We start from the raw sequence: 26,976 nt of genomic DNA on the forward strand, positions 1-26,976 counted from the left end.
CGGTTTTGTGAATTCATTCGTGTCTTTACCTACCTGGTTTTCAGCATCTATTTTCCCTTTGGAACGAGTATAGATGCAGAACTTTCTTAACCTTCATGTTGTTGCCGTTCTCACCGGTGGAGAGATGGTGTGACGGTAACAAAAATTCGTCGCAGCCTACATGGTCGGGAGCTACGTAAAGGCTATACCACAGGTGCCTGTGCTACAGCCGCAGCGCTTGGCGCCTTGAACAGAATATTCGATGACTCTTCAGCCGATGAGATCTCAATCCTGTTACCCATAGGTGAACGGGCAACATTCAGTTTACTGCATCACGAGATCGGGGAGGGTTTTGCCATAGTAGGTGTGATCAAAGATGCCGGTGACGATCCCGATTGTACCCATGGCGCTGAGATTATCGCCAAAGTTTGTGTCACTCATCAACCCGGTGTGCGCTTCTTCGCAGGTTCGGGGGTGGCAACAGTGACCCTTCCCGGACTGGAGCTTGAAGTCGGAGAGCCCGCCATAAACCCGGTTCCGAGAAAGATGATCGAATCTCATCTTATCCCCTTACTGAGTCATTATGGATTCAGTGGTGCAGATGTCACCATCAGTATTCCCGGTGGAGAGGAACTCGCGAAACAGACAATCGGCGAGAGGCTGGGATTAAGAGGCGGGCTATCGATTTTGGGCACCCGCGGGACGGTCCACCCCTATTCAACCTCCGCATACGCCGCTTCGGTGCGTCAGGGCGTTCAGGTTGCGGCGAAACAGAACCTGAGACATATGGTGTTAACGACCGGTAGTCGCACCGAGAAGCAGGCGATGCTTATTCACTCTACGCTACCACAAACCTCGTTTATTCAGGCTGGAGACTTCATCGGCGTGGGGCTTCGTGCCAGTGCTAAATACGCAATGACTCACGTGGAGCTGGTGGTAATGATAGGTAAGCTTTGTAAATTAGCCTGCGGAACCATGATGACCCACGTCACTGGCAGGCAGATCGATTTTACTCACCTGGCAGAGCTACTTAGAGGGCATACTCAGGATCCGGCTGTTATCGGTGAGGTCGCACAAGCCCGCACCGGGCGCCAACTGCTGTCTATCGTCGAGCACCATGAGTTCAGCAGGGCCTTTCTTACCGATATCTGCCGCCAGGCCGCAATACACAGTTTCATCTATGCCCATAAGAAATTAGTCGTATCGATACGCCTGATTGACTTTGATGGCAGCACATTAGCTCAGGCTACTTACGGAGACTCCTGATGGACCCTATGACCCAAATTACCAGTAAGGGCAGAGATATCGAGGCCAGTTCATTCTCGATTATCGATGCCGAGATCGCCGATAATTATGGCGACCTTAAATTTACACCACAGCAGTGGTCTGTGGTGCGCCGCGCCATTCATACCAGCGGTGATTTCGAGTTTGCTAAGCTGTTTCACTTCAGCGAAAACGCCATCGATTCGGCGTTTGAGGCGATTAGAAAGTGCTGTCCGATTGTAGCCGATGTCTCAATGATAACGTCTGGTCTCAGCCAGAGAAGAATGGACAAATTTGGTAACTCTGCCCATTGCTTTATCGGTGAAGAGAGTGTGATCGCTCGCGCCATCGAAACCGGTGGCACGAGGGCCGTCGAGGCGATGCGTGAAGCCAGGGACCTGGGGCTGTTAGATGGCGGTATTGTCGGGGTCGGAAACGCGCCTACAGCGCTATTTGAGCTATTGAGAATGGTCGATTCCGGTGAGGCAAGACCTGCCTTGATTATCGGAATACCGGTAGGGTTTGTTAAGGCTGTCGAGTCGAAAGATGCCCTTATTAAACAGGATAAGGTTCCTTTCATCGCATCAAAGGGGCGTAAGGGGGGCAGTCCTCTTGTCGTTTCCACTTTGCATGCACTCATGGTCGAGGCCGCCAGATGACGGGCAGTATTACCTTAATTGGCATCGGCGACGATGGCTGCCTCAGTCTGACGAGCCGAGCCATCAATGCGGTTGCTCAAACTGAGTTACTAGCCGGCGCCACACGTCATCTGGATTTCTTCCCCCAGTATCAAGGCGAAAGGTTAGCGTTTGTCCGTGGTTTAAATGATTATCTCGCACGGATCGTGGAGGCGGCAAAAGATCGTGATATCTGTGTGTTGGCGTCCGGCGACCCCTTGTTTTTCGGTATCGGTAAAAGGCTGCTCAGTCTGGCCGGTGAAGCGGACACACAGATCGAAGTCGAGGTGATCACCTCGCCAAGCAGTGTACAACTTGCCTGTGCAAAGGCTTTGCTGCCCTCTGATGATATCAAGGTGATATCGCTCCATGGTCGACCTATTACCGGGCTGGTTGCGCGTCTGCAGTCTGGCGATCATTTTGCACTGCTCACCGATAACGACCATAACCCAGTGGTCATCGCCAGGCACATGCTTAGTTATGATGAGACTCACTGGCGTCTGGTGCTATGTGAGCATCTTGGAGGCACTAAAGAGCGGGTTCGTGAGTTTACGGTCGAAGAGCTTGCCTCTGTCTCTGTCGATGATATTGAGTCTCTCAACGTGTTACTGCTGCAGCGTAAAGGTCAGGCGTATTGGGGCGGCTTTGCTATGCACAGTCCCGATAGCGCCTATCGGGTATTGACGCCGTTAAATGGCTTGATAACCAAGGCCACTACGCGTGCACTGGTTGTGGCGCGCTTAGGGGTAAGAGCTGAAAGTATTGTCTGGGATATAGGTTCAGGCTCGGGGTCTATCGCCATTGAGGCTGCGAAGCAGGCCAGCAATGGCAGTGTCTATGCCGTCGAGTGTAACCCCGAGTGTTTCGATGTTATCAAGCAAAACCGTAAGCGGCATAGAGTCGATAATCTTACTCTCATTAAGGAAAAAGCACCCGCCGGCCTCGATGCATTACCGGCTCCCGACGCCGTATTTGTAGGCGGCAGTCGCGGACAGATTGCCGCCATAGTAGAGCAAACGTTTGCACGCTTAAAAGCGGGGGGAACAATGCTCCTCTCTGCCGTAACGCTGGACAGTGTCACCCAGTTTTTTGACCTGTGTAAATCTAATCAATATCACTATGAAGTAGTGATGTTACAAAGTTCAGTATCCCGGCCTTTAGCGCACTACCAGCGTTATCAGGCTGACAACCCTATTCACCTGTTTGTTATCACTAAAGAAGGCAAAAACACATGACTCAGAAAATCGGAAAACTTTATGCAATAGGTGTGGGGCCAGGTGACAGTTCGCTGATGACTCTTAAATCGGTAGAGTTATTAAAAACTATCGATGTCATCGCCATTCCAGAGAAGAATCGGGGTAAGAAAGACTCATTTGCCTGGTCAATCGTGCGCGGTGCGGTAGATGAAGAGCAGATGCAGGGGCTGCGTAGTTATCTGTGGTTCCCGATGAGCAAAGATCACACCATCACAGTCCCCGCCTGGCAAGAGGGGGCGGCAACCATCGCCGAACACCTTAATGCGGGTAAAGATGTTGCCTTCATTACCGAGGGGGATCCGTCGGTCTTCAGTACCTGGGCTTATCTGCAGGAGGAGTTAAGTGAACATTTTGAGCAACTTGAGGTTGAAATTGTGCCGGGGGTTACCTCATTAACGGCGGTGCCGGCGGCGACTCAGATCCCACTTTGTGATGGTGAAGAGCGTTTTTGTGTGGTACCTGCAACTTATGGCGTCAGCATCCTCTCTGAGCTGGTTAAGGAGTTTGACACTATCATGCTGCTTAAGAGTGGCCGCATGGTGCCGGAGCTTATTAAGGTGCTCGAGCCCCTGGGACTACTTGAGTGTGCGACCTATGTCTCCTATGCCACCGATCCCCGTCAACGTGTCTTTACCGACCTGAGAGAGGTTCCCGAAGAGTTTTGTTACTTCGCCACCGTGCAGATCTCGGTTCGGGTACGCAAGGGAGTTCTGCGCCACGGTGGGCAGGCTTAATGACAATTGCGGTTCATGCCATCACCAAAAATGGTGTAGCACTAGGGCGAAGATTGGTTGAGCTGATGCCGGAGATAGAGCTTTTTATTGCCGACCAATTCCCGGTAAAAGGTGACGAAGCCGGTTTCAGCCTGCCGTTGTCATCACATTTTGACCGGCAGTTTGACCGCTTCAGCCATCATGTCTGCCTGTTTAGTGTCGGCATTGCCGCCAGAGTCATTGCTCCGCGCTTGAAGGATAAACGCAGCGATCCAGCCGTTGTCTGTGTCGATGAGCAGGGACTTCACGCCGTGGCATTTTGTGGGGGGCATCGAGGCGGCGCCAATGAGTTATGCGAACGTGTTGCATATATCTTAGGGGGGCAGGCGGTTGTCACTACGGCGTCGGACTGCGCCGGGACACTCTCGGCTGACATGATGGGGGCTCATCTCGGTTGGACTCTGGATCCGGAATTTGAGAAATCGATCACTCCGGTCAGTGCTGCCATAGTAAATGCTGAACCTGTCGTTATCTGTCAGCTAAGCGGTGAGCAGAGCTGGTGGAGGTTGCCGGAGGCTCTACCTGCACATCTGGAGCTGACAAGCGATATCGGGCGATTACAGCAACAGGAGGTGAGGGCCGCGATCCTTATCAGTGACAGGACAGGCTTTGAAGCTGAGCTAGCTTTGAATCCGCAACTTGAACTGGTGGTATGGCGTCCAAGATCGCTTTATATCGGCGTTGGTTGCGATCGCAATACGCCGCAATCCGTGATTGAAAGAGGCCTGGCTCAATTTATGGCTGATAACTTCCTCGCAATGGACTCGATCGCCTCACTGGCCTCTATCGATCTAAAAGCGGATGAATCCGGGATCATTGCTGCGGCGGGGCGACTTCAGCGACCCTTTAAGACCTTTACACCACAGATTCTCGAGCATGTTACGGGAATTGAAAACCCGTCTGAAACGGTAAAACGATGTGTTGGTGTCTCTTCTGTTGCCGAGGCGGCGTGCCTGCACGCATCCGGGCAATCCCGGTTACTGGTCGCCAAGTGTAAGTATAAATACGAAGGTTTTAATATGACCTTAGCCGCCTGTCGTGGTGAGTTTCCCAAGCCGGAATCGAATCATGGCAAAAAGCAACTTCGCTGCCATAAACCCATGAAGGCATGCCCCAACCGTCCCATAAAACACTATCTGTTTCACTTGATTGTTTGCGAAGGAGGGCGCTGTGATGTCCCCGGCCAGACGGGTTTAGCTCATCATCTGAGAACCCTGCTGAAACGTTGTGGTTTAGCGAGGGGAGATAGGCGCATTAAGGTTAGCCGAAGTCACTGCCTGGGTTGCTGTCGTAAGCGGGTGCCTATGGTGATCTACCAGGGGCCGGCTCTGGCTGAGCTGAGTGTCAACCACGGCTTGTGGCTAAAAAGAGTCGATAAATTATCGGATGAGCAGTGGCAGGCGCTGTTCGAGGCGCTGGCCTCAGACACTTCGTTAAAGCAGTGTCTTCCCGCTGAATATTTCAGCCCGTTGGAGCCGACCCCATGATGCCGCTAATTTTGACCAAGCCTCTTAAGGTACTGGTTATCGGCGGTGGCAATGCTGGCCTGATCAAAGCGCGCAGCGCACTGCGTTACCAAATGGATGTGACGCTTATCTCAACCGACTTCTCTGTCGATGCGAACGAGGTGCCATGCCGTCGAGTTCGGGCCGATTTTTATCGAATGTCCGTCGGGGAGCTGTCTGATTGGGACCTTATCTACTTAGCGATTCCCTGGCCGGAAAGCAGAGAAAAGCAGGCATATATTGAGAGGTGGGCTGAAACGATCAAAGAAAGTAACAAACTGCTCTGCGTATCTTGTCGCCCAAGCCTTGGAAATGTCGTTAATCCCTGTAGCAGACGAGTCGCTGACTACACCCTGACACTATCGGGTGGCGATATGCGCCCAAAAAACACCAAAACGTTAACTGAACAATTATCGCAGCGCTTTGCGCTAATGCTTAAGGATAAAGTGATAAATGAAAAGATTGAGACATTATAAGAGGGGCACGGCCATCGTCCTGTGCTGCTTCGGGTCTGTCAATCAACAGGCAAAATATGAAATGCTGCGTAAGCTCTATACGGCGCAGTTCCTCGACGCCGATCTGTTTATGGCGCTGAGCTCTCGCAGTGTGCTCAACAAACTGGCCGATCCGGAGCTTAAGACACTGCCTGAGCAGCTTGCCGCGCTTGACAGAGCCGGTTACCAGAAGATATGTGTCGTCTCCTGTTACCTGTTTCCCACCGAGGAGCATCAACAGGTGATTAAGACCATCGAAGGGTTCAGGGGCTTTAGTCTGTCGAAGATTGAACATACGTCTGCGATCTTACATCAGGTCAAACATGCCAACCGGATATTGGCTGCGATAAATACCCGATTTTCCACTGAACAAGATGAACACAACCTGTTTATCTACCATGGTGCTCCCAACTTGGATGCTTCGGGATATAGCAGTATCTGGTACGCAGAATCTCTGTTAACCAGGTTGTCGAATCGTAACTCGGTTTGCTCACTGGAGGGAGCACATCCTTACCCCTTTATTGCCGACACTATCAAAGCTGAAATCTCAGGTGCGCTCAGAGTCAGGCTCATTCCCCTGCTGTTGGTATCGGGTAATCACTTCGAGAATGATGTGAACAAGATTGCCGATGATTTAGGCCTGTACACCCAAGTTGAACATGCTGAGCCTGTAACCGGAGATAGGTTCTGTTTAATCGATCTTCCGGAAGTCAAAAAGGCACTCATAGAGCAAACCTCTGAATGTTTGGAAAAATTAGGAGTTCCTCGCGTATGAGCCATAAGTTAAATATGACGGGTAGGTTGAGTATCGTGGGCATAGGTCCCGGCAGTGAAAAATTACTGACCCCTATGGCGCGTGAGGCTATCGAGACCGCCGATTCGGTCGTGGGTTACAAGCCTTACATCGACTCTCTGCATTTTGTCATCACAGAGCAGGATATTACCGCCAACGGTATGACCAGTGAGGTAGAGCGGGCCAGAGTCGCCGTCGAGCAGGCGCTGTCAGGGCGAAAGGTCGCGGTTGTGTCATCCGGTGATGCCGGTATTTATGCCATGGGCTCCTTGGTTTATGAGTTACTCAAGCATAGCGGTTGGCGTGAAGGGGACGCACTCAAGGTAGAGATGATACCAGGCGTAACAGCTGCCACCTCTTGTGCTTCCCTGGTTGGTACGCCGTTAGGGCATGACAGCTGCACTATCTCACTGTCCGATCTGCTCACTCCATGGGAGCTAATTCAGCGACGTGTTCATGCTGCAGCCGAGGCAGACTTTGCCATTACATTTTATAACCCGCGTTCACGTCGTCGGCAGGACCATATTCGTGTCGCAAGGGACATTCTACTGCAACACCGCGATGCCGATACTCCTGTAGCTATCGTGAAGGACGCTTACCGGGAGGAGCAAAAAATTACGCTATCTACCCTGGGCGAGTTTGTGGAGTGTGAGTTTGGTATGACCGCTGCGGTGATCATAGGGAACAGTCAAAGTTATCGCTTCGGTGACAAGATCATTACCCCTCGCGGCTACAGTCGTAAATACGATTTCGAAAATGGAAGCGTAAAACCTGGTCAGAAACGTGGCAGAAGCCTTAATACAGAAGTTGGAGAATTAGCATGACGGTTTATTTTATTGGTGCAGGGCCGGGCGACCCAGATCTGATCACGGTCAAAGGGGCTAAATTAGTCGAGCGCTGCCCGGTTGTACTCTATACAGGCTCCCTGGTGCCTGCGGAAGTGGTCGCCCGGGCAAATGATGATGCCCTGGTGTTAAGCTCTGAAGCTATGGATCTCGATGAAATTGTCGACGTGTGTAAACAGGCTCACGACAGGGGTGAGGATGTAGCCAGAGTGCAGACCGGCGATCTCTCTATCTATAGCTCACTTGCCGAAACGACCCGCAGGCTCGATGAACTTAATATCGATTGGCAGGTTGTACCCGGCGTAAGCAGTTTCCAGGCGAGTGCGGCCGCGTTGGGACAGGAACTCACCTTACCCGAGGTGTGCCAGACCATCATCTTGAGCCGGGCCTCGGGTCGTACGCCGGTACCTGATAAGGAAAACCTCAAGTCGTTAGCTGCCCATGAAGCTACTCTTTGCCTTTTCCTCTCAATATCACTTATTCGTAAGGTGGTACGTGAGCTTAAGGAGGTCTATTCGGGTGATTGGCCAATCGCCGTGATAGAGAAGGCTTCTCACCCGGAGCAACGCATTATTCGCGGTACACTGGACACTATCACTGAGCAGGTTGAAGCGGCAGGGATCAAGGCTACCGCCATGATCATCGTCAGTAAGGTTCTAAAAGAACAAGACTTTAACGATTCAAAGCTCTATGACGCGACATTTTCCCACGGCTTTCGCCGAGCCAGAACCATGGAGGCAAGCTCATGAGCGTCGGAAAAGTATATCTGGTTGGCGCAGGCCCCGGTGATCCCGGCTTATTGACCTGGCGTGCGATCAAGTTGATGTCAAGCTGTGATGTGGTCTGTTATGACCTGCTTGTCAGTCCGGCTATTCTCTCTTTAGTTCCTGCCGATAAGGCCATGATGCCAGTCGGTTATCGGGGGTATTGTGGCAGCAGTATCGAGTATGGCATGCACCCGGATGTTGTTGCTCAGGCTTTGGCGGGCAAGACTGTGTTGCGCCTTAAGTCAGGCGATCCCTTCATCTTCGGCAGAGCTACAGAGGAGTGCCGTTGCCTGACTCATCACGGCATTGATTATGAGGTTGTGCCCGGTATCACTTCCGCATTAGGAGCCGCCGCCTATGCAGGCTTCCCGTTAACCAGCAATGGTATGGCATCTGATGTTACTTTTGTCAGTGGACACAGGCCATCGAAAACCTTGACCAGTTGGGCCTCTATGGGGAAGAGCTCTGGCACATTAGTGCTCTATATGGGGGCTAAGAAGTTAGTCGTTCATGCACAGAAGTTGATTGCCGAAGGGCGCGATCCTGACACGCCTGTGGCGCTGGTCTCATCGGCGACCAGTTATCGACAGAAACTGTTTACGACAACCTTAGGCAGAGTCGATGAGGTGATGGATGCCGATATGCATAGTGATGGCAGCCCTGTGTTGGTGATCATGGGTCAGGTTGTCGAATTGTCATCGGAGCTGGATTGGCGCAGTAAATTACCTCTGGCAGGACGTTCGGTGATGGTGCCAAGCCAACTGGGTGAGATGGAGGAAGGGCTGCGACTAGCCGGTGCAGAGGTGATAAAAGGCCCGCAGACACAGCTGAAATATGGATTTAATCCCATGGATTGGACTCGTATCATGGCGTCAACTTCACTATGGCTCAATGATGAAGATGCGGCCAGGGCACTGATGGCAACAGCAAGTGAGCATAAGCTGGATATCCGTCTCTGGCCATGGCAAATATCGGGTAGGGGCTCAGCTGTAACCTTTCTTGCCGGGAACGGGATCTTTATCGATGAAAGTGAACAGGCGCCGGAGTCATCACTGTCTCTGGTCTCCGGCACAGAGGAGGCTGGATTATGTGGCTGCCAGTTAAAAGTCATGGTGCCAAAGTTTTCTATGGATCAGCTAGACATCTGTTGGGTGGATGACAGTGAGGTGATGGAGATGCTGTTAACCCGCCCGGATCTGTTTAATTGGCGCTATCTGGTAACGACAAAACCAGAGCTATCAAACATTTTGCGTCAGCAAGGGATAGCACATCGGCTGATGGCAGCCGAAAATATCCCCGGACAGCTGTCTGACTTGATGCCGGAGCTCTGTCGTCATGTGGCCTGAACCTCTCTACTGCGCCGCCATAGTCACGCTTGCCCTGCTGCTGGACAGAGTGTTGGGTGAGATGACCCGGTTTCATCCTCTGGTGGGATTGGGGCGCTATGCCACCTGGATCAGGCGCAGGTTATGGAGACCGAGCAGGGCAAGGGGCGTAGTTGCGTTGACAGCCGTGCTGTTGCCGATAATCCCTTTTCTCTTTCTTCCACGCCTTTGGTGGCTAGATGTCGCCATACTATATCTGGTCATAGGCGGGCGTAGCCTCTGTGAGCATGGTAATGCTGTCGGACAAGCGTTGGAGGAGGGGGATCTGCCTCTGGCGCGTAGTAGGGTTGGCATGATTGTCAGCCGCAAGACAGAAAACTTGACCGAACAACAGGTTGTCAATGCCACTCTGGAGTCGGTATTGGAAAATGGCAACGATGCACTCTTTGGTGCACTATTTTGGTTTTGTGTCGCCGGCGCTCCCGGAGCGCTGCTCTATCGATTCAGCAATACATTAGATGCTATGTGGGGCTATAAGAATAAGCAATATATTCATTTTGGCTGGGGGGCGGCTAAATTAGACGACCTGCTGAATTATATCCCTGCTCGATTGTGTGCTCTGGCCTATGCCATCGCAGGTCACACCAGACTTGCCATCAGCTGTTGGCGTGACCAGGCTCCTCACTGTTCGAGCCCTAATGGTGGTGTGGTGATGGCTGCAGGCGCCGGAAGTCTGAATATCACCATGGGGGGAGCGGCAGAATATGACGGATACCGCTGTGATAAACCCGTGTTGGGCATGGGAAGAGCGGCCCGGGCCAGCGACATTCGTCGTGCCTGTGATCTGGTATGGAAGAGTGCCTTGTATTGGCTCGCACTTTTACTGTTATTAGCGTTAGTGGGGAGCATATTATGAGCTTACTACATCACGGTGGCCGCCTGCTTGATATGGCCGAAAGGTATGGCATAGAGGAATCAGACTGGCTTGACTTATCGACAGGGGTGAGCCCCTGGCACTACCCGGTGCCGGATATTCCGACGTCAGCATGGAATCGTTTACCCGAGGATGAGGATGGTCTCAGTACTGCCGCAGATCGCTATTATGGTGGCTGCAATGCCTTACCTGTCGCGGGGTCTCAGGCGGCGATCCAAACCTTGCCACAAGTGCTCGGGGTAAAGCGGGGAGGGCCCGGCAGAGTACTGCTGCCTGAGGTCGGTTATAAGGAGCATGAGCGTGCGTGGCGCATGCAGGGCTGGCAGGTGGAGTATTATGGTAAAAGCCCTGAACTAAGTGGCCAGGCCTATACTCAACTGCCAACAGCCGAGCAGATAGCGCGCTGCGATGTTTTGCTGCTTATCAATCCGAACAACCCGGCCGCAGGTTTAATTCCGGTAGAGCAAATGACCAGCTGGCTGGAGGTTTTGACACGCAATGGTGGCTATCTGATTGTCGATGAGGCTTTCATGGATTCAACACCAGAACATAGCGTAAATGGCTTAGATAGTCAGAATTTAATAGTCCTGCGTTCGATAGGTAAATTTTTCGGACTGGCTGGCGTGCGGGCAGGCTTTCTCTTCGCTCCTACGAGGATAAGAGAAGCTGTGCAGGAGTTCCTGGGGCCCTGGTGCCTCAGCGGGCCCGCCAGGTATATCACAGCTAAGGCATTAGCCGATACTGAGTGGCAGCAGTTGCAAAGTGTCAGGCTAAAACGCGCGAGTACGCGTTTACGGCAACTGCTTTTGAGTTTAGGGGAGCCGGTTGCGGGTACTTCACTCTTTCAATGTGTGTATCTGCCACAGGCACCAGTTTGGTTCGAACATCTGTGCCAACATGGGGTATTGACCCGACTGACCGACGAAGGTGATGCCCTTCGCTTTGGTCTTCCTGCCGATGAGGAGCAGTGGGCCAGGCTATCCGTTGCGCTTCAGTCTGTATTAACAGATATGGTATTAACTGAAATTGCCCCTTACCAGCTGTCATAGTGACTGAAACCGCTAATTTGTGCCGATAAAATCTGTGATCTTGTGGCGTCTGAAATTATGACGCCATGAGTCACAATTTCAGCTGCCATCGGTATGACCGCCAACAGATATGATTTATATTATTAATATCTGTTTTACGAGAGTTCACAACTGATTAATGACACGTTATACCCTTTGGTAATATTAACGGAAGTTCTAAGTTGTTTTCTTTATTTGTCACCTCCCGCCATTATCTAAGGAGTTAAATTTTGATTAAGCCAGAAGATATTTGCCGGGAAGATATTGCCCACAGGCTTACCCAATTTTGTAATAAATATCAAATATCTGATATTGCTTACTGCATCGACCTGGTAGACCATAAGCAGAGGTTCTCGCACTACAGCTCTAAGAACATCGTTCATCAGAAAGTAGCCGGAAGAAAGCACATCTATGCAAGTTCAGCCAATGCGCTTACATTCTGGCGATGTTGGGGGAATCGCTGGATAGTCAAAGACAAAAACTTTGAGCAGGTCTTAGTCAATGATTGCCATCTTTGGGAATATGACAATGAGCTTAAAGGGAAGGCATCCCCACTCATCGATATGATAAAGTTTGGCTATCAGCACAGACTCACCTTTACAATACCATGCCCATTTTCTCCCGAAATGATAGGCAGGTTTTCTCTGTTGATCGATAGTGACCTGATAAAAGATGAGCTGTTAAACGCAAGCGCTACTGTGATGGAGGAGCTGGAATACCTGCATATGAAAATCGCGAGTGCCCATGGAAAGGAGATCAATCCACTCGTTGACTTTAATATTGTCAAACCCGTATCCAGAAATATCCTGTCACTACTCTCAAATGGTTATAGCAGGGCCGAAATAGCCGACACCTGTCACCTAACCGAGCGCGGTATCGACTATCATATCGATGTGCTTAAAGAGACCCTTGCGGCAAGAAATATGGCTCACTTGATCAAGGTAGCAAATACTAATTATCTTATCTGATAGTTTCTGATAGTTTCTGATAGTTTCTGATAGTTTCTGATAGTTTCTGATAGTTTCTGATAGTTTCTGATAGTTTCTGATGGAAAAGTGAGACAGGTGGTATGGTCTCTCCGATTCTTGACAGAAATATGAACTTCTATTTGATCAAAGTTGCCAATACTCATTATCTTATCTGAGTGACTCACTGACCCGGCCTCATCGATAGTCCGGGACTATGTTTACCTCTAACTCTATGCCTTTTCTACTGTCTATGATTGGCAAAACCAGTGACAGAACTCTCACTTTATCGCTGCTGTAAAATTTACTGTGAAAAGTCACAGTGATGGAGAAAAGCGAATGACCTAAAATACTGTTATTGAGGAGCCGAGAGGCTTATACCTTTGTCAAATAACAGGTTTTCACTCTGTGAAGCGTGTTTTTTTGATTACATTGGTATTAGGGGAACCGGATGAAATTTTCGGACTGTACCCGCAACTGTAACTGAGAAGCGAACTACATATCCACTGGCTCAGGCCGGGAAGGCGTAGTAAGCGTTGATCCAGGAGTCAGGAAACCCACCTCAATGACAACACTGGAATCTGGGCGGGATCACTCAGTCAGCAGTCAATATTCACTTCATGAATGTTCACGTCAGATTTCAGATCGGTTTTCGATTAACGCTATGGTTATCTTTAATGAAATCAACCTTATCTGTGAGCGCTATTATTACCGCCCTTTGGCTCATTTCGAGTGATGTCTGTGCACATTTCCTCGCTTTTTTCCCTGAAAAACAAGTTATCGATGCCGGTGACTCACGTAAGCTTCATTTTCCCATCCATTTTACCCACCCCTCAACTCAGGGACCCTTGATGTCTATCGAGAGACCCGTATCCGCGGGTTATATGGTTAATGGGACTCGTGTGGATCTCACCGAGGAACTCAAACCCGTCAGCCGAGATGGCAAAAGCAGCTGGCAATTGAGTATGGCGCTGCGCAGACCGGGGACATATACCTTCTTTACTCATCAGGCGCCCTATCTGGATCCCACTGAGGATGTGGTTATCACCCAATATGCCAAAGTCATCGTCGATGCCTTTGCCGCAATGGGTGAGTGGCAGCACACCTTAGGTAACCCGGTGGAGATCATTCCACTCACTCGCCCCTTCGCTCTGTGGACCAATAGTCTGTTTACGGGGCGGGTGTTGAGTGACGGCAGACCCGCTGCAAATGTGTCGGTAGAGATAGAATATTACAACGATACAGGCGTGAAAATACCGTCCGATGCATGGGCATCGCAAGAGGTTCGTACCAACGGTATGGGAGAATTCTCGGTTAGCTTACCTTTTGAGGGATGGTGGGGGATCGCCGCACTGGTGGCCGATGATAAACCGATCACAGTGCAAGGTAAAAAGTATGAACATGAGCAGGCCGGTGTTATTTGGTTACAAGTTCAGGATATGAAGTAGGGAAAGAATATGCATATAGCCGATGGAGTATTAGCCACCCCGGTATTAATCACCGGAATAGTCATAACTTTAGCCGGGACCACACTAGGTTTAAAAAAGCTCGATGATGACAAAATAGCTTTTGCAGCCGTGCTATCGGCTTGCTTTTTTGTGGCATCGCTCATCCATGTACCGCTAGGGCCATCGAGTGTGCATCTGATTTTCAATGGATTAATTGGACTTCTATTAGGTTGGCTGGCATTTCCTGTCATGCTGATCGCCTTGCTGTTACAGGCGATGTTCTTTGGGTTTGGTGGTGTTGTTGTACTGGGAGTCAACTGTTTGAATATCGCCCTGCCGGCGGTAATGGTTGGCGCGCTGTTAAGGCCATTGAGAGCCAGGATCCCGGTACAGTTACTGGGATTTCTTGCCGGTAGTATCGCGGTCTTATTGACGGGCTTAATGGTGTCGCTATCGCTATACCTCTCGGGAGATGCCTTTAGTACAACTGCAAGTCTTGTATTTTGGGGCAATCTGCCGCTCTCAATATTGGAAGGAGTGATATCAGGTTTCATTATCGTACTCATTACTCAGCTTAGGCCTGAAATTCTTCAGGGAGTCCTCTCCGATGTATAAATATATATATATTTCTCTATTGTTATTTTTTTGTCTGAGCAGTACGGTGCAGGCTCACCGAACTAAGGTTTTTGCCTGGGTTGAAGGCACGGCAGTTGTTGGTGAAGTCTATTTTGGAGGAGGGGAGTCCGCCAATGGTTCTAAGGTTGAGTTGGTGAAGGGTAAACAGCTTGTAGCTACTGCATATGCCGATGAGAGTGGAGTGTTTAGATTCGAGGAGATAACCGGTGCTGATTACCGGATTAAAGCCGATGCCGGGCAGGGGCATGTGGCGACATTTGATATCAGTGCCGATGAGTTTTCCCGGATAAACGGATCACCAGACGAGCCATCAGCTACACAAGCGCTAGCATTCAAATCCTCAGAACCATACAAGGCATCTCGAAACTGTGAAGTGATAATTGAGGCCGCCTTGGTTAAAGCTATTCAGCCTCTTCGTAATCAGTTGGATCGATATGAAGAGAATATACGCTGGCACGATATCTTAGGAGGGATCGGATATATCATGGGACTGTTCGGACTCTGGTCGTTGATGAGAGCCAGACGCAGATGATTGACTCCCTCCTTGCAACGAAAACGTGTCGTATTAACTCTATACCTATCCCGCCAAAGCTCAGGCTTGTGCTGATAGCATCTCTGGCATTGGCTACTGTGCTGACCACAAACTGGTTAACCTTAGGCTTATTCATGGTATTGGTGCTTTACCTGTGGCAGCAAAGTAACTTAACTGCGGAGCAAACTGTTAATCGCCTGTTGGCAATGGACTGCCTTGTTGTATTCACCGTTATTTTGCTCCCATTTAGCGTACCCGGTGAGTCTCTGTTTAATATCTTCAGTTTTTCAGTCTCTAAGTCGGGAACTGTGATGGCTCTGATGATCATTTTAAAAGCTAATATTGTGATGTTAACCGTTATGGTATTGAGCGATGGAATCGATCCATTTACTCTGGGCAGGGCTTTGGTGGAATTGGGTGTGTCGAGACGTTTTGCCCTCCTGTTGCAGTTTACCGTTCGATATATCGGGCTGTTGGATCTGGAGTTTAATCGATTACGTCAATCGATGAAGGTACGTGGTTTTAAGGGCGGAAATAATATGCATACCTGGCGTTCATATGGATATATGTTTGGTATCTTGTTGGTACGCTCATTTGACCGAGCGGAAAGAGTAACACAGGCGATGAAGTGCAGAGGGTTTAGGGGGCACTTCTTCTCTCATGAGCGGGTGCAGGTGTCAAAACGTGAGTATGCACATTTTCTCTTTTATCTTTCGCTAACCGGTTTAATTTTTTCAAGCTCATTTATCACAATCTAATTATTCAGATTTCGCTACTCTATATTAGGTCACTATGTCATCTTCAATACCAATTTTACCACCCATGATAGCGCTTAAGGGAGTCAGCTTTCGGCATGCAGAAGCGAGTGTAACTGCTAACGAGTTGGATTTTGAGCTCTATGAGGGAGAAAGCGTCTCTATATCCGGGGTTAACGGCAGCGGAAAAAGCACCTTACTCTCACTCATCATGGGGCTTAAAACTGTGAGCTCAGGAGAGGTTTGCCTGTTTGGTCAGAGCTGTCAAACAGAAGCCGACTTTTCGCGCTTCAGAACCCGTATCGGCTTAGTATTCCAGGATCCTGACGATCAGCTTTTTTGTCCGACAGTAATTGAAGATGTCTGTTTTGGACCTCTAAATCAGGGCTTGACTCGTATTGAGGCCTTAACAATAGCAAGAGGGGTGCTTAAACAGTTAAATATTAACAGCCTGGAGAACCGAATCACTTATCAGCTATCCGGCGGTCAAAAGAGGCTTGTTGCGTTAGCTTGTGTGTTGGCGATGAGGCCGGAGATCTTGTTGTTAGACGAGCCAACCAACGACCTGGACCCGACAAATACACAGCAGCTGATAGCTGTTTTAAAGGAGCTGTCACTGCCTATGATCTTAATATGTCATGATGCCGATGTTCGTGCTGAGCTCGCAGATAAAGAGTACCGGCTTGAGATGGGAGAGATAATAGCTCTGCCTTAGCTTTATGTGATCTCAAATTAACATAACCCTGCCAAAAGTGTTAAAATATCTAACATTCATATCCAACATATCACTATTAAATTTATCTAAAATCAATATTCTATAGGGCTAAACTCCTGAGATAACTTTTGAAACGATAGTATTATGCTGGTCATTTATAAACAGCCGTTCAAATTAACAGCTGGATCTACGCAGATATGAGGGGCTTATGAAGAAAGAGATAGTTAATGTGGAGTTCGTTAACTGTTTTAGCCAGGGAGAGTTTGTTGTCACGACGATAGCTGACTTCTTTGCAAAAGAGTCAGAATATAATGTGCATCCTTATACTCCTCACAGGCTCACCTTTTTCGCTATTGTATTTTTTACCTCGGGTAAAGGCATTCACAGTATTGATTTCACCGATTTTGAGTATGAAGGTGCCTCTCTTTTTTTTATCTGTAAGGGGCAGTTACATGCTTTTGAAAAAAATGAAGATGCTCAGGGCTATGTCATCTATTTTACCGAAGAGTTTATTAACAAAAATGTCAAAGGGTTAAGCGATAAACTCTACTATAAAATGTTTAACTATGCTCTGAACTCCCCCCAGTTACCAATATCAGAAGAGGACAATGCCAGAAAGGATGCTATCTCACTCTTCGATATCATGTACCATGAATACAGTCGACCGGATGACATATGTCAGGAGGAGATCATTCGTGGTTTGCTGGGGGTGCTATTGAGTTTTGTAGAGCGAATACAGACAAAGAATAACGTGTTTTTGAGTGACCACCAGGCCCATGGGTTATTCTTGAATCTTCAAAAGATGATTGAGGATAAAATATTTGAATCGCGCATGTCTAATTATTATTGTGAACAATTAAATGTTAGCTATAAAAAATTAAATTCAGTCTGTAAAGAGTTTACCGGTATGACGGTAAGACAGTTTATCGACGCGCGTTTAGTGTTGGAAATTAAAAGATTTCTAGCTCACTGTGACTTTAGTATTAAAGAGATCTGCTACAAGACAGGTTTCGATGAGCCAACAAATATGACAAAGTTTTTTAAGTCCCAGACAGGTTTGTCACCTAAAGAGTTCAGGCAAACTATTGCTAAAGAGAATAAAAAAGCTTGAGTGTTTACCTTTAAAGTTAACCCAGAACCGATTGCTGTAGGCCTGATTTAAAACATCTTGTTCAGAGTTGGAATAGGCAGCGCTAGTGGCGCTGCCTTAGATGTAGGAGGAGTTTAGAAAGACTTTGTCAGAGTAAATACCACTGACGAACCTTCAGTCATATTTTTTGCACCAAACTCGTTGGTGTATCGCAGATTACCCTGAAGTAGCCAAGGTAGATAGAGCACGTTTAATTCACCACCGATGCCGTATCCCTCTTTTCTTTCACTGGCCAGAGTGCCAGGTCCATCCTGACTGTCATCACTGATCTGCCATGTGGCACAGTAACTGATCCCCGGACGGATGAGCCAGGTATTGTCGAGCATAAACTGTTTGCCGATGCCGCCTTCAATAGTAAACTCAGAACCAGGTCTGACATCGGTCTCGTCCTGCTCTCCATTTATAATAGTGCGGGTTAGGGCACTGACTGACCATGACTTGTCTGAGTCAAGATAGTAGGTACCACCCAGCGTCATCATTCCTGACCAGTATCCCTTACCCGGCGAAGATGCATCTGTCGAGTCATAATCTCCGGTAGGTGCGATCACGGCCAGCCCAAGAGCCGCTTCGTAATTTTCACGATACCAAAACAGGGCAAGCGGTTCTAAAACAATATCGCCGGCAGAGAATGAGCTGGAGTCATTGACACCGAATTGAGATATGGAGATATCAGTATCTACCATTGGAAGCAGAACATTGTAGGCCCAGTTGGCACCAAAAATCTTTTTCTCTGTAACATGTACCAGCCTGTGAACCTGAGAGAAAACATCCAGGTTAACGTCTAAACCAGAGTTATCACCTTGATTATCATTGATAGTATCGGCATTGTACCAGGTGTTATACATGCGATAGTGGATACCCGGTGGTGGTGGAGTACCTGCAACGACCCCCTCACCGCCCATAGGGTAGTGTGAACCTGATGTTGCTGCAATAACTGAACCTGAACTTAAAATTAGACCGGTGATGCCTGCAAGAGATAATAGTTTAGTTTTTAATGTGCTCAATTTTAATCTCCATTACTTTTGTTTGATTTATTAATTTTTGACAATACGAATCCATCACACAATCGTTAAAAGTGTGTGGGTAATATTGGTGGTGTAAACTTAATTGTAAAATATAGTTTGTTGATATTTCTGGTTGAGTGAGCCTGCAATATAGATGTTTTGTTAATTTGAGATTACGATACGCCCATATATTTGCGTCGTCAATTAACCAAAGGTTAATATAATGCCATTACTTTGGTTTGATAGGTCCGACAGTTAAGTTTGCGGAATGGAATTATTGTTGATGTTGGTCATTTTTGTTGAGTGGTGTCACGTTGTTTGTATTGTTGAGAACTTGGGGTTTAATTATTTTTATTTGTTATTCCGCTTTATGGAAAACTCATTTCCATAAAATGTAATTTTGTTCTTTGAGTGTATTTTGAAATTTGTGAGGGTAATCTTGTGATTAATCATTTTACTTTAGGTTTAACCTTTTAATTGGCGGGTGTATATTTGGCGCGGTTATACATTGAAGCCTGCTAGCGCATACATACAATAACTAAGCAGTAGGTATTGTTAATGGTGATAAAATGAAAAAAGATTATTTCAGGTAAAGGTGTAGATACGTAGAGTTGAATTGAATTTTATTTAAGTGGGTGGAAACCGTCATCAACTGAGCATTTAATCGATTGGATGAGGCAAACTATATAGTTTGATTGAACAGGTTAGGCTCTAAGGTAATGACCATAGAGCCCACTTGTATATAATAGTAACTGGAATTAGTTGCTTATTTACTGGATGGCTGAATAAATTTTCTCCAGGTATAGAGCGCCAATATTATTGCCGGAAGGCCAAAGTTAAGCAGCCCCATAGCACCCGATTGAGGTTCACCTTCGGCAAAGGAACCCCATGACCAGCCTATACAGATCCAGGCAAATGCAAAGGTAAAGAATAAACCTGAATTCGCCTTCCAGTTTAATTTATAGCGACCTTGAAGGTACAGATAACCCCAAATTGCGCCGGTAGTCATCATGCCTAACAGATACCACATTAATCCCATCATAGGTTATCTCCTCTAAGTAAAGTCGCCACTAAAACCACTACGCCAGAATTTTTCAACGGCTTTTTCATCGTTGGTATTACCATAACCAAACAGAATATCGGCTTGTTTCATCATGCTGTGAACCGGGCCGGCGGTGAAGGTATTTGAGGCATCGATGAGTCTATGGTGCCAGAAATCGGGTTTATTCCATGGACAAGATGCGATACACGCGCCGCAGTCACCACCATTTTCACACCAGAACTTGAAACACTTCTTGGAGTCGTTATGGAACTTCCGCATGCCAGCCTGACCTTGCCAGTTATAATCCGGGTCATCATGTCCGTCGAATGTTGAACTCATCGATGGTTTATCATCCATGCTGATCGCATTTCCGGGGCATGACTCTGCACATCTCTTACAATTTTCACAGAAGGATAAGATGCCGAAATCTCTCGGTTTGTCGTAGGCAGCATCATCGAGTTCGAGATTTGTATAAACTTTAGATATGCGTACTCTCGGCCCCAGGTTCGGAGCGATAAGCGCACCGTTACGGGCACCTTCACCTAATCCGGCCGCGATAGCGTAAGAGACCGAACTACCGAGATCGTTACCCGAACCGACAGCCATATACCCCAGCTCTCTTAAGAACTTAGCCATACCGCCACCCTGAATCGTATTATGGGTGTAACCCATAGCTGCAGTGGCGGATGCTGGGATCATAGGCGCCGTTGCCATCGCATCGTAATCCATATCGGTTAGCATAACGATGACGCTCTTAGGTTCGAATGGAAAATCCTCCTCCCAGGTCAGGGTCTTCTCTTGTGTGATGTCATAGAGGGGATCATAGTCCCAACGTTTGTCGCGTCTACATATACCGACTCTCACGGCACCAAATGTCTTTGCTGCCGTCCTTATCGCACTTAAAATTTCAACAGAATCTTTGAAGGGGTACTTCTCTTTCGCAACCTCTGATTGATCCCAGCCAAATGTTCCCTGATTAGGTACACCCATAGACTCCAGCGGCGCTAAGATGTTCATTCCGTGCCAGCACGCTTGTTCTAAAGCATAGTCGAGCTGGGTATAGCCTACTTTATCGTTATCAGCTCGTTTATGGGCCGTTGCGAATTGATAGATACCTTTCTGGAAGTTGAACGAGTTTTCGCCGGTTTTAACCGGCCCTTCAGAATCATTGCTCAGGCTTAAGTTACGTTCGGGGTACTTTTCGCCTAGCGCTTTACTGCCGGCAAACGTCAGTAAGACGTCACGTTGATCTTTTCGTTTAAATGATGGCGAAATCTCAATGGGATAACCATCTTGTTCGACGCCTTCCACTCTGTGTTTTATCCAGCTTCCGGCGCCGGCAACGGCACTTACACCCGCTATGGTTCCGGCGCTTAATTTAAGTAACTGTCGCCTGTGCTGATCTATGATCTGTTCATCTTTTTCTTGTTCTTTCATCTTCACCCTTTATGTATCAATTTAGAATTTAAGTTGACATCTTGATCTTAAATCTAATACCTAAAAGGGGGTATTTGTTTGTTTGGAAAAAAGTATTCTACTTTTTGCAATAGTATAAACGGAGGGCTACTCAAACGACTGCTTTAATAAGATGCTTATCTCTTTCTTAAAAAAATCCAATACAACTTTTACTCTGTGGGGAAGATATTCTCTGCTTGAAAACAGTGACCACATATAAATATCCGTTCCATAGTTCCCATCGAATAATAGTTTTAATTTTCCGGATTGAATCTGATCATTACACATCTCTCTGGGCACCCAGGCGATACCTTGGCCGCTAATTGCTGCTGATATGCAAAGTTCATTACTCTCAGATTCCAGCGGGCCATTAACATTAATGCAACTGGAGTGGTTATCCTCAGTCCATAGCCAAACATGGCCGGGTTGAACTCCTTTCGAGGAGAGTAAGCAGGGATATTGACCTAGCTGTTTTGGATGTATCAATTCCGGGTGTTTGTCGATAAATTCCGGACTGGCCATAAACAGACGTTTCATTGTGGAAAGCTTATGCCCAACCATAGTGCTGTCCGGTGGATTATTATGGGAGACAAAGAAAACTAAATCTGCCTGGACCTCCATGGGATTTAGACGACTCTGGTAGGAGATGAACTTCAATTGTAACCCAGGATATTCTTGATAAAACTTATTAAGCATGTCGTTACAGGTCAAGTTAATAAAATCCAATGGCGCTGCTATGGTAACGGTGCCGGAAGTATTTCCCTGGAGTTGACCTATGCTTAACTCCAGGGCCTCAATCTCTGAGAGGATCTTTTTACTTCTGTGTATCAACTCTATTCCTGCATCTGTGAGAGACAGGCTGCGGGTGGTTCGTTCGAATAAGCGTGTACCAAGGTGCTGTTCGAGTTGAGCCACATGCCTGCACACCTTAGATACGGGAATATTCAATACTCGTGCAGCCCCGGTCAAACTGGAACATTCAGCAACAGTGTTGAATAGGGCTAGATCTTCCGTCTTCATTATTTACCGTAAATTCATAACCAAAAATTTGATGTTATCGGCTTAGCCTGTTAACAAAAAGGTTGAAATGTGGCTGAAAAAGGTTGTTTTTGTCCTTTGCGCCAGAAGGTGAAGTAACGCAGGTTTTTAAGCGGGTAAACAGAAGTGTATTAAGGTGAGGATTATTTAATATTTATCAGCTTAAAAATAATTGCACCATATTTATGTGAACCTCTTCCCCAATATTTAAATAAACGGATCTGCTTCATGTTTTTACCAAATAGCTCATTTCTACCATTTTTCGACAGAATTGAACCTTTTGCCCGTTACCGCTTTGATTATTATATTCAACGTAAGTTTCATTCAGTGGCTGGACGGTAAATGATTGATGATAAATGGTTGGGCTTGCTCAATTTTATGCAGCAAGAAACCCATAGTTTTAAATGTGATAAGCCTATTCTAGATTCGCTGAATGATAGAGTGGGACTCCTTAAAAATCAATTCGGTAACGTTAGTAACATTAATAATCCTCAATTTATCGATTGGATAGAGCATGAAGCATTCAGTGCCGTGCTGAATGATATTTTCAAGGATGAACTCTTTAACAAAGATGAGCTAGATAAATTATTTAACGCGCTTTTTAAGGCTAAGCTTTTTCAGCTTGCACTAAGTCTAATCTCAAATAACAAGCCAATATTCTCAGCCGGTGATTTCGATATCAAAAGTGGGATGGTATTTCATCAGCTGGGGGAGCTGGACCAGGCTGAAAAAGCGTTTACTCAAGCCATTACTCATTCTCCAGCTAATTATTTAGGCCATTTTCATCTGGGTTATCTCCACCTGGCTCGAGGTGATAATGAACAGGCGATTAACTATTTCACCGAATGTACCAGACTCGCCCCTGAATTTGCCGGTGGTTTTCAAAACCTGGCCGGGTGTCAATATCAGGCTGGTGAATTTGAGTCATCAATTAAATCGTGTACGCGGGTATATGAGATCAGTCCCACCCTAATAGCCTGCTATATCACCGCCATAAGTAGCTGCCTGGCACTTAAGCGACCAGTAGAAGCTAACAGCTGGTTAGAACGTGCAGAGGTAAATGAGGTTTATAACCCGGAACTGAGTCGATTGAGAGGCATTTGGGCACATCAAACTCAACAATATTCAGATGCAGTCAAAGCACTCAGTGAATACCTGAAAGTAAGGCCCGACGATATAGATGTGCTTGCCATTCGCGCGCAGGCACTGGCCGCAGCCAAACAGTGGGAACCTCTGCTCCCTGAACTCAAAATCTTGCTCGAACTCGATCCCCATGACGTCTGGGCGCTGGAACAGCTGTTTCTGGCAAATTACCACACCGAGCAGTGGCAGCAAGCCGGGGTGGCTATGTCTGCGCTGTCAAAGATGTCGACACAATTTAAACAAAAGTACCTTAGTCAAATGGATGAGATAAGAAAGAATCTAGCCATTGCGATGATGGATGTTGAATAAAAACAGTAGATAACGATGTAAAAGTCAGAGGTTAGTAATGAAAGATGATACACAGTTAGAAGATGAGGCGACCAGTTATTCTCGCCGAAACTTCCTTAAGTTAGGTGGTATTGCTGCTGCCACCGCCACAGTCGGTACCGGGGCTGGTGCCGGATTTGTTCTCGGCAGAGATCCCGATGCGAATATCGGTTGGGGACGAACCGAGGCTGGTAAGGATATGTATTTCAACCGTGAGGCATTTGAGGTGGACTTTCCACCGACGATGGAGGTGGTTGGCAAAATAGAACGCCCGGAGTGGGAAGACTACCTGTTCAATCGCGCATTTAGTCTGGTTAAGTCGATTAAAGGGGGCTGGGTTCCAACAGATGACTGGAGAGAGATCCCGGATCTCAGGGTGAGAGAATATTACGCTAAATACCCGAAACGTTGGGAAGAGATGTTGTTGTCATTCAGCGAAAAAGTGAAGCATGACAAAAATATCGAAAAGCACCGTGATCGCTTTGCACTTGCCTGGGCATATTCAGGCGCATACAGCAAAGGTTTGCATGCGGATTTTCCGCCCGAGCCAACAGAGCATCCGGATATCGACGATTTTAAGTGGGTGCAACGTGAGCCGAAAGAGTTTAAGTCCCCTAAACATGCCTCTAAGTTGATAAAACAGATGGCATTTAAGTTTGGTATGAGCCTGGTTGGCATCACCAAGCTGGACTCAAATTTCGTATTTAAAAATATGATGCGGGGCATGCCTGAATGGGGAGATGAGATACCAAAGCACTGGAAGAATGTCATCGTTTTTGGTGTGCCGATGAACTGGGATCCTATGTATGCCGCCGTGGGATATTCAACCTCCTATGACGCCTATTATCGCGCCAAAATGGCATCAGGATTAATGGCTGCCTATCTAGGTGAACTTGGGTATGCTGCGCGTCCTCAGTTTCCGGGTAACAGCTATGAGGTGATTATGCCACCTCTGGCCATGCTTGCCGGGCTGGGGGAGTCGACCCGAAACGGTATCTTGATGACACCGGAAGTTGGACCCAACATCCGACTCGCTGCTGTGATAACAAACTTAGATCTGGAGCACGATAAGCCGATCGATCTCAATATGAAGCACTTCTGCGAAAGCTGCAAAATATGTGCAGATGCCTGTCCGAGCGGTTCCATCAGCAAATCAGATAAGCCCGATGATGTGGTTCGCGGTATACGTAAGTATGAGTTTAACCAGGATGGGTGTTGGAGGTTCTGGAATCAGGGACCAACGCCGAGTGGACTGGGCTGTCGTGTCTGTATCGCCGTGTGTCCTTATACGAGGAAAAATAACTGGATCCACGCGCTGGTTAAGCAAGCCGAGCCAAGAGACCCGACCGGGGTGACGCGAAATGCATTATTGGCTATGCAGCATAACTTCTTCTATTACCCGGATGCTGAGTCGTTTCATCCTGAATGGAGTGGCGGTAATTTCGCCAGTTATCACCAGCCACCCGAATGGATGAGAAGTGAAGAGTATCTGAAGGTCGAGAAGACCTGGGAATATGACGGCAACTGGGAGGGTTTCTAATGTTTCCTCAATCAACGTTATTGGATCCACTGTTTTGGATGGTGTTAGGCGCAATTCAGGTCCTGGTGTTTGCCGGTGCGGGGCAGTGGGCTAAAGAGTACCACCTGGGTATGAATTGGTGGAAATGGTTAGTTGTTGGTTTCTGGTGGCTGAGTTTTATCTTGACCGTCGCCGGAGCATTCACTCTGCTCGGCGAAAATGAAGGCAACGCCGGCTGGTATGTTCTGGGCTTTGTCGGTACCGCTTTGGTGATTGGCGCTGCCGTGATCTACAAGGTTCTGCTGCATTTGAAACCTAAGCATCAATGAATCGCTGTTAACCGGCAATAGTTAAACGAAGCCCTGAGCCTGGTATCAGGGCTTTGAGAGGTGTTATGTATAGTAAGAGACGTGCCGATTGGCTAAAAAAGATAGCCAGCCTGATCTCCATCGGATTAATGCTGTTGGCCTGGGTCGCTGGGGGTGTTCGAATAGCGGATAACCAACAGGAGATGGTTAACCAACTACTCATCGAAGGCGATAGCTTAAAAGAGATCCATACCACTCTGTTTTTGGGAGCGGCTGACGCTCAAGTGAGTCCGGTCGAATTTATTGGGTTAGGCAGCGGAGTAGGGTATGGCGGCAGAACAGAGGTTGGCCTGACGGTATCACCGCAGGGTGAAATTCAACGCTTAGCGGTCATATCATCTAAAGATACCAGCTCATATTTAGACAAGGTGCTTCAATCCGGTTTGATGGAGTCGGTGCTTGGGAAAAATGTTGAGGAGCCGCTGCACATAGACGCGGTGAGCGGGGCGACTGTATCGAGCAATGCACTGTCACAGGCAGTGGAACTGGCGGCAGATTCGGTGAGAATCGAGCTTTTTGGCTTTAGTCTGGTTGAGGATAAACCTGCTATGGCTCATTTTCGTTGGCTCGATGGGATGGCCATAGTGATGTTTGTTATGGCTGTGTGGGTGAACAAGAGCCGTCACCGGAAAAAGTTCTTGTTCAATTGGGTACTCTTGCTTACCTCAATGTGTCTATTTGGCTTTTTCTCCTCCAGTCTGGTCTCGTCTTCGACTATGGGGATACTGATTTCAGGGACCTGGATGACGGGCCTGGGAAGCTATACCTCATTGATATTACTCTCACTGGTGCTCTTATATATTATCGTGAGCAATAGAAATGTTTACTGTTCCACCTTGTGCCCATTCGGTGCGACTCAGGAGTGTTTAGCTAAGCTTGGAAATGCAAAAACAACCAGCCTGAATCACCCGTTTTTTGAGTGGTTTCCCAGAATGCTGTTACTGACAACTTTATGTTTAGGCCTCTATTTCAGAAACCCGGCATCATTTTCCTATGAACCGTTCGGCATCATGTTCGGAATGATAGGCTCCCTATACCTCTTCGTTTTAACGGCGGCAACGGTGATCACCTCCTTAGTCGTCAAGCGGCCCTGGTGCAGAACTATATGTCCGATGAACCCGGTGACTGATTTTGTCAGGTTTAACAGGCAATGGATTAAGTCGATATCAAACAGACGCCGTGGCAAGCGTAACTAAGCAGC

Annotated in this window: 27 protein-coding genes and 1 riboswitch; of the genes, 23 read left to right on the top strand and 4 right to left on the bottom strand. The window is 47.7% G+C overall.

Annotation, left to right across the window (positions count from 1 at the left end; genetic code table 11):
- Positions 1-129: 129 nt before the first annotated feature.
- From Q1B47_RS13690 to Q1B47_RS13780, 19 genes are all read left to right on the top strand, one after another.
- Positions 130-1,245 (top strand): cobalt-precorrin-5B (C(1))-methyltransferase, encoded by a 1,116-nt coding sequence (locus tag Q1B47_RS13690; protein WP_299794701.1) that lies wholly within the window; start codon positions 130-132, stop codon positions 1,243-1,245.
- Positions 1,245-1,901 (top strand): precorrin-8X methylmutase, encoded by a 657-nt coding sequence (locus Q1B47_RS13695; protein ID WP_299794703.1) that lies wholly within the window; start codon positions 1,245-1,247, stop codon positions 1,899-1,901. The genes Q1B47_RS13690 and Q1B47_RS13695 overlap by 1 nt, the downstream gene beginning before the upstream one ends.
- Entirely contained in the window at positions 1,898-3,154 is a 1,257-nt protein-coding gene (cbiE, locus tag Q1B47_RS13700) for a precorrin-6y C5,15-methyltransferase (decarboxylating) subunit CbiE (RefSeq protein ID WP_299794705.1), read from the top strand. Before Q1B47_RS13695 ends, cbiE begins: the two co-directional genes overlap by 4 nt.
- Entirely contained in the window at positions 3,151-3,909 is a 759-nt protein-coding gene (gene cobI, locus Q1B47_RS13705) for a precorrin-2 C(20)-methyltransferase (protein ID WP_299794708.1), read from the top strand. The genes cbiE and cobI overlap by 4 nt, the downstream gene beginning before the upstream one ends.
- Positions 3,909-5,435 carry a cobalamin biosynthesis protein gene (locus tag Q1B47_RS13710; RefSeq protein WP_299794710.1) on the top strand — a complete coding sequence of 509 codons (1,527 nt, stop codon included), beginning with the start codon at positions 3,909-3,911 and terminating at the stop codon, positions 5,433-5,435. Before cobI ends, Q1B47_RS13710 begins: the two co-directional genes overlap by 1 nt.
- Positions 5,432-5,929 carry an NAD(P)-dependent oxidoreductase gene (locus Q1B47_RS13715; protein WP_299794712.1) on the top strand — a complete coding sequence of 166 codons (498 nt, stop codon included), beginning with the start codon at positions 5,432-5,434 and terminating at the stop codon, positions 5,927-5,929. The genes Q1B47_RS13710 and Q1B47_RS13715 overlap by 4 nt, the downstream gene beginning before the upstream one ends.
- Positions 5,907-6,722 (top strand): sirohydrochlorin cobaltochelatase, encoded by an 816-nt coding sequence (locus Q1B47_RS13720; protein WP_299794714.1) that lies wholly within the window; start codon positions 5,907-5,909, stop codon positions 6,720-6,722. The genes Q1B47_RS13715 and Q1B47_RS13720 overlap by 23 nt, the downstream gene beginning before the upstream one ends.
- On the top strand, positions 6,719-7,564 hold the full coding sequence (gene cobJ / locus Q1B47_RS13725) for a precorrin-3B C(17)-methyltransferase (RefSeq protein ID WP_299794716.1): 846 nt from the start codon (positions 6,719-6,721) through the stop codon (positions 7,562-7,564). The genes Q1B47_RS13720 and cobJ overlap by 4 nt, the downstream gene beginning before the upstream one ends.
- Positions 7,561-8,334, top strand: a complete 774-nt coding sequence (gene cobM, locus Q1B47_RS13730) for a precorrin-4 C(11)-methyltransferase (protein WP_299794718.1) — start codon at positions 7,561-7,563, stop codon at positions 8,332-8,334. Before cobJ ends, cobM begins: the two co-directional genes overlap by 4 nt.
- Positions 8,331-9,698: a uroporphyrinogen-III C-methyltransferase gene (cobA, locus tag Q1B47_RS13735; RefSeq protein WP_299794720.1), complete on the top strand. Its 1,368-nt coding sequence runs from the start codon at positions 8,331-8,333 to the stop codon at positions 9,696-9,698. The genes cobM and cobA overlap by 4 nt, the downstream gene beginning before the upstream one ends.
- On the top strand, positions 9,688-10,593 hold the full coding sequence (cbiB, locus tag Q1B47_RS13740; RefSeq protein ID WP_299794722.1) for an adenosylcobinamide-phosphate synthase CbiB: 906 nt from the start codon (positions 9,688-9,690) through the stop codon (positions 10,591-10,593). Before cobA ends, cbiB begins: the two co-directional genes overlap by 11 nt.
- Positions 10,590-11,660 carry a threonine-phosphate decarboxylase CobD gene (gene cobD / locus Q1B47_RS13745; protein ID WP_299794724.1) on the top strand — a complete coding sequence of 357 codons (1,071 nt, stop codon included), beginning with the start codon at positions 10,590-10,592 and terminating at the stop codon, positions 11,658-11,660. The genes cbiB and cobD overlap by 4 nt, the downstream gene beginning before the upstream one ends.
- A 248-nt stretch (positions 11,661-11,908) precedes the next feature.
- Positions 11,909-12,646, top strand: a complete 738-nt coding sequence (locus Q1B47_RS13750; protein WP_299794727.1) for a LuxR C-terminal-related transcriptional regulator — start codon at positions 11,909-11,911, stop codon at positions 12,644-12,646.
- A 391-nt stretch (positions 12,647-13,037) separates the two neighbouring features.
- A riboswitch (cobalamin riboswitch) is annotated at positions 13,038-13,223 on the top strand.
- Between the two features lie 97 nt (positions 13,224-13,320).
- Complete coding sequence (locus Q1B47_RS13755; protein WP_299794729.1) at positions 13,321-14,091, top strand: DUF4198 domain-containing protein; 771 nt, start codon at positions 13,321-13,323, stop codon at positions 14,089-14,091.
- Positions 14,092-14,100: 9 nt separating this feature from the next.
- A complete protein-coding gene (gene cbiM / locus Q1B47_RS13760; RefSeq protein WP_299794731.1) occupies positions 14,101-14,706 on the top strand; it encodes a cobalt transporter CbiM in 606 nt (201 codons plus the stop codon).
- Positions 14,699-15,259: a hypothetical protein gene (locus tag Q1B47_RS13765; RefSeq protein ID WP_299794733.1), complete on the top strand. Its 561-nt coding sequence runs from the start codon at positions 14,699-14,701 to the stop codon at positions 15,257-15,259. The genes cbiM and Q1B47_RS13765 overlap by 8 nt, the downstream gene beginning before the upstream one ends.
- Positions 15,256-16,017 (top strand): energy-coupling factor transporter transmembrane protein EcfT, encoded by a 762-nt coding sequence (locus Q1B47_RS13770; RefSeq protein ID WP_299794735.1) that lies wholly within the window; start codon positions 15,256-15,258, stop codon positions 16,015-16,017. Before Q1B47_RS13765 ends, Q1B47_RS13770 begins: the two co-directional genes overlap by 4 nt.
- A gap of 34 nt (positions 16,018-16,051) precedes the next feature.
- Positions 16,052-16,729, top strand: a complete 678-nt coding sequence (locus Q1B47_RS13775; protein WP_299794738.1) for an ABC transporter ATP-binding protein — start codon at positions 16,052-16,054, stop codon at positions 16,727-16,729.
- Between the two features lie 208 nt (positions 16,730-16,937).
- On the top strand, positions 16,938-17,840 hold the full coding sequence (locus Q1B47_RS13780; RefSeq protein WP_299794740.1) for a helix-turn-helix domain-containing protein: 903 nt from the start codon (positions 16,938-16,940) through the stop codon (positions 17,838-17,840).
- A 113-nt stretch (positions 17,841-17,953) separates the two neighbouring features.
- Here Q1B47_RS13780 and Q1B47_RS13785 read toward each other — a convergent pair whose 3' ends face one another.
- The 4 genes from Q1B47_RS13785 to Q1B47_RS13800 form a co-directional block, all read right to left on the bottom strand.
- A complete protein-coding gene (locus tag Q1B47_RS13785; protein ID WP_299794742.1) occupies positions 17,954-18,883 on the bottom strand; it encodes a transporter in 930 nt (309 codons plus the stop codon).
- Between the two features lie 766 nt (positions 18,884-19,649).
- Entirely contained in the window at positions 19,650-19,925 is a 276-nt protein-coding gene (locus Q1B47_RS13790) for a tetrachloroethene dehalogenase (protein WP_299794744.1), read from the bottom strand.
- A gap of 12 nt (positions 19,926-19,937) precedes the next feature.
- Entirely contained in the window at positions 19,938-21,362 is a 1,425-nt protein-coding gene (locus tag Q1B47_RS13795; protein ID WP_299794746.1) for a reductive dehalogenase, read from the bottom strand.
- 126 nt (positions 21,363-21,488) lie between these two features.
- The gene (locus Q1B47_RS13800; RefSeq protein ID WP_299794748.1) at positions 21,489-22,400 is read right to left on the bottom strand and encodes a LysR family transcriptional regulator; all 912 of its coding nucleotides are present in this window, start codon (positions 22,398-22,400) and stop codon (positions 21,489-21,491) included.
- Positions 22,401-22,760: 360 nt separating this feature from the next.
- Here Q1B47_RS13800 and Q1B47_RS13805 point away from each other — a divergent pair, with 360 nt between their 5' ends.
- The 4 genes from Q1B47_RS13805 (at position 22,761) to Q1B47_RS13820 (ending at position 26,971) form a co-directional block, all read left to right on the top strand.
- Positions 22,761-23,870 (top strand): tetratricopeptide repeat protein, encoded by a 1,110-nt coding sequence (locus tag Q1B47_RS13805; protein WP_299794750.1) that lies wholly within the window; start codon positions 22,761-22,763, stop codon positions 23,868-23,870.
- A 37-nt stretch (positions 23,871-23,907) separates the two neighbouring features.
- Positions 23,908-25,428, top strand: a complete 1,521-nt coding sequence (locus tag Q1B47_RS13810) for a reductive dehalogenase domain-containing protein (protein WP_299794752.1) — start codon at positions 23,908-23,910, stop codon at positions 25,426-25,428.
- The gene (locus Q1B47_RS13815) at positions 25,428-25,736 is read left to right on the top strand and encodes a hypothetical protein (RefSeq protein WP_299794754.1); all 309 of its coding nucleotides are present in this window, start codon (positions 25,428-25,430) and stop codon (positions 25,734-25,736) included. The genes Q1B47_RS13810 and Q1B47_RS13815 overlap by 1 nt, the downstream gene beginning before the upstream one ends.
- Positions 25,737-25,801: 65 nt before the next feature.
- The gene (locus Q1B47_RS13820; protein ID WP_299794756.1) at positions 25,802-26,971 is read left to right on the top strand and encodes a 4Fe-4S binding protein; all 1,170 of its coding nucleotides are present in this window, start codon (positions 25,802-25,804) and stop codon (positions 26,969-26,971) included.
- Positions 26,972-26,976 lie beyond the last annotated feature (5 nt).

The sequence above is a fragment of the uncultured Shewanella sp. genome (assembly GCF_947501225.1).
GTDB lineage: Bacteria > Pseudomonadota > Gammaproteobacteria > Enterobacterales > Shewanellaceae > Shewanella.

Excerpts from the sequence above, each read along its gene's own strand:
- Q1B47_RS13695 (WP_299794703.1), top strand. The coding sequence starts at position 1,245 with ATGGACCCTATGACCCAAATTACCAGTAAGGGCAGAGATATCGAGGCC.
- cbiE (WP_299794705.1), top strand. The coding sequence starts at position 1,898 with ATGACGGGCAGTATTACCTTAATTGGCATCGGCGACGATGGCTGCCTC.
- cobI (WP_299794708.1), top strand. The coding sequence starts at position 3,151 with ATGACTCAGAAAATCGGAAAACTTTATGCAATAGGTGTGGGGCCAGGT.
- Q1B47_RS13710 (WP_299794710.1), top strand. The coding sequence starts at position 3,909 with ATGACAATTGCGGTTCATGCCATCACCAAAAATGGTGTAGCACTAGGG.
- Q1B47_RS13715 (WP_299794712.1), top strand. The coding sequence starts at position 5,432 with ATGATGCCGCTAATTTTGACCAAGCCTCTTAAGGTACTGGTTATCGGC.
- Q1B47_RS13720 (WP_299794714.1), top strand. The coding sequence starts at position 5,907 with ATGAAAAGATTGAGACATTATAAGAGGGGCACGGCCATCGTCCTGTGC.
- cobJ (WP_299794716.1), top strand. The coding sequence starts at position 6,719 with ATGAGCCATAAGTTAAATATGACGGGTAGGTTGAGTATCGTGGGCATA.
- cobM (WP_299794718.1), top strand. The coding sequence starts at position 7,561 with ATGACGGTTTATTTTATTGGTGCAGGGCCGGGCGACCCAGATCTGATC.
- cobA (WP_299794720.1), top strand. The coding sequence starts at position 8,331 with ATGAGCGTCGGAAAAGTATATCTGGTTGGCGCAGGCCCCGGTGATCCC.
- cbiB (WP_299794722.1), top strand. The coding sequence starts at position 9,688 with ATGTGGCCTGAACCTCTCTACTGCGCCGCCATAGTCACGCTTGCCCTG.
- cobD (WP_299794724.1), top strand. The coding sequence starts at position 10,590 with ATGAGCTTACTACATCACGGTGGCCGCCTGCTTGATATGGCCGAAAGG.
- Q1B47_RS13755 (WP_299794729.1), top strand. The coding sequence starts at position 13,321 with ATGAAATCAACCTTATCTGTGAGCGCTATTATTACCGCCCTTTGGCTC.
- cbiM (WP_299794731.1), top strand. The coding sequence starts at position 14,101 with ATGCATATAGCCGATGGAGTATTAGCCACCCCGGTATTAATCACCGGA.
- Q1B47_RS13765 (WP_299794733.1), top strand. The coding sequence starts at position 14,699 with ATGTATAAATATATATATATTTCTCTATTGTTATTTTTTTGTCTGAGC.
- Q1B47_RS13770 (WP_299794735.1), top strand. The coding sequence starts at position 15,256 with ATGATTGACTCCCTCCTTGCAACGAAAACGTGTCGTATTAACTCTATA.
- Q1B47_RS13775 (WP_299794738.1), top strand. The coding sequence starts at position 16,052 with ATGTCATCTTCAATACCAATTTTACCACCCATGATAGCGCTTAAGGGA.
- Q1B47_RS13780 (WP_299794740.1), top strand. The coding sequence starts at position 16,938 with ATGAAGAAAGAGATAGTTAATGTGGAGTTCGTTAACTGTTTTAGCCAG.
- Q1B47_RS13790 (WP_299794744.1), bottom strand. The coding sequence starts at position 19,925 with ATGATGGGATTAATGTGGTATCTGTTAGGCATGATGACTACCGGCGCA.
- Q1B47_RS13795 (WP_299794746.1), bottom strand. The coding sequence starts at position 21,362 with ATGAAAGAACAAGAAAAAGATGAACAGATCATAGATCAGCACAGGCGA.
- Q1B47_RS13800 (WP_299794748.1), bottom strand. The coding sequence starts at position 22,400 with ATGAAGACGGAAGATCTAGCCCTATTCAACACTGTTGCTGAATGTTCC.
- Q1B47_RS13805 (WP_299794750.1), top strand. The coding sequence starts at position 22,761 with ATGATTGATGATAAATGGTTGGGCTTGCTCAATTTTATGCAGCAAGAA.
- Q1B47_RS13810 (WP_299794752.1), top strand. The coding sequence starts at position 23,908 with ATGAAAGATGATACACAGTTAGAAGATGAGGCGACCAGTTATTCTCGC.
- Q1B47_RS13815 (WP_299794754.1), top strand. The coding sequence starts at position 25,428 with ATGTTTCCTCAATCAACGTTATTGGATCCACTGTTTTGGATGGTGTTA.
- Q1B47_RS13820 (WP_299794756.1), top strand. The coding sequence starts at position 25,802 with ATGTATAGTAAGAGACGTGCCGATTGGCTAAAAAAGATAGCCAGCCTG.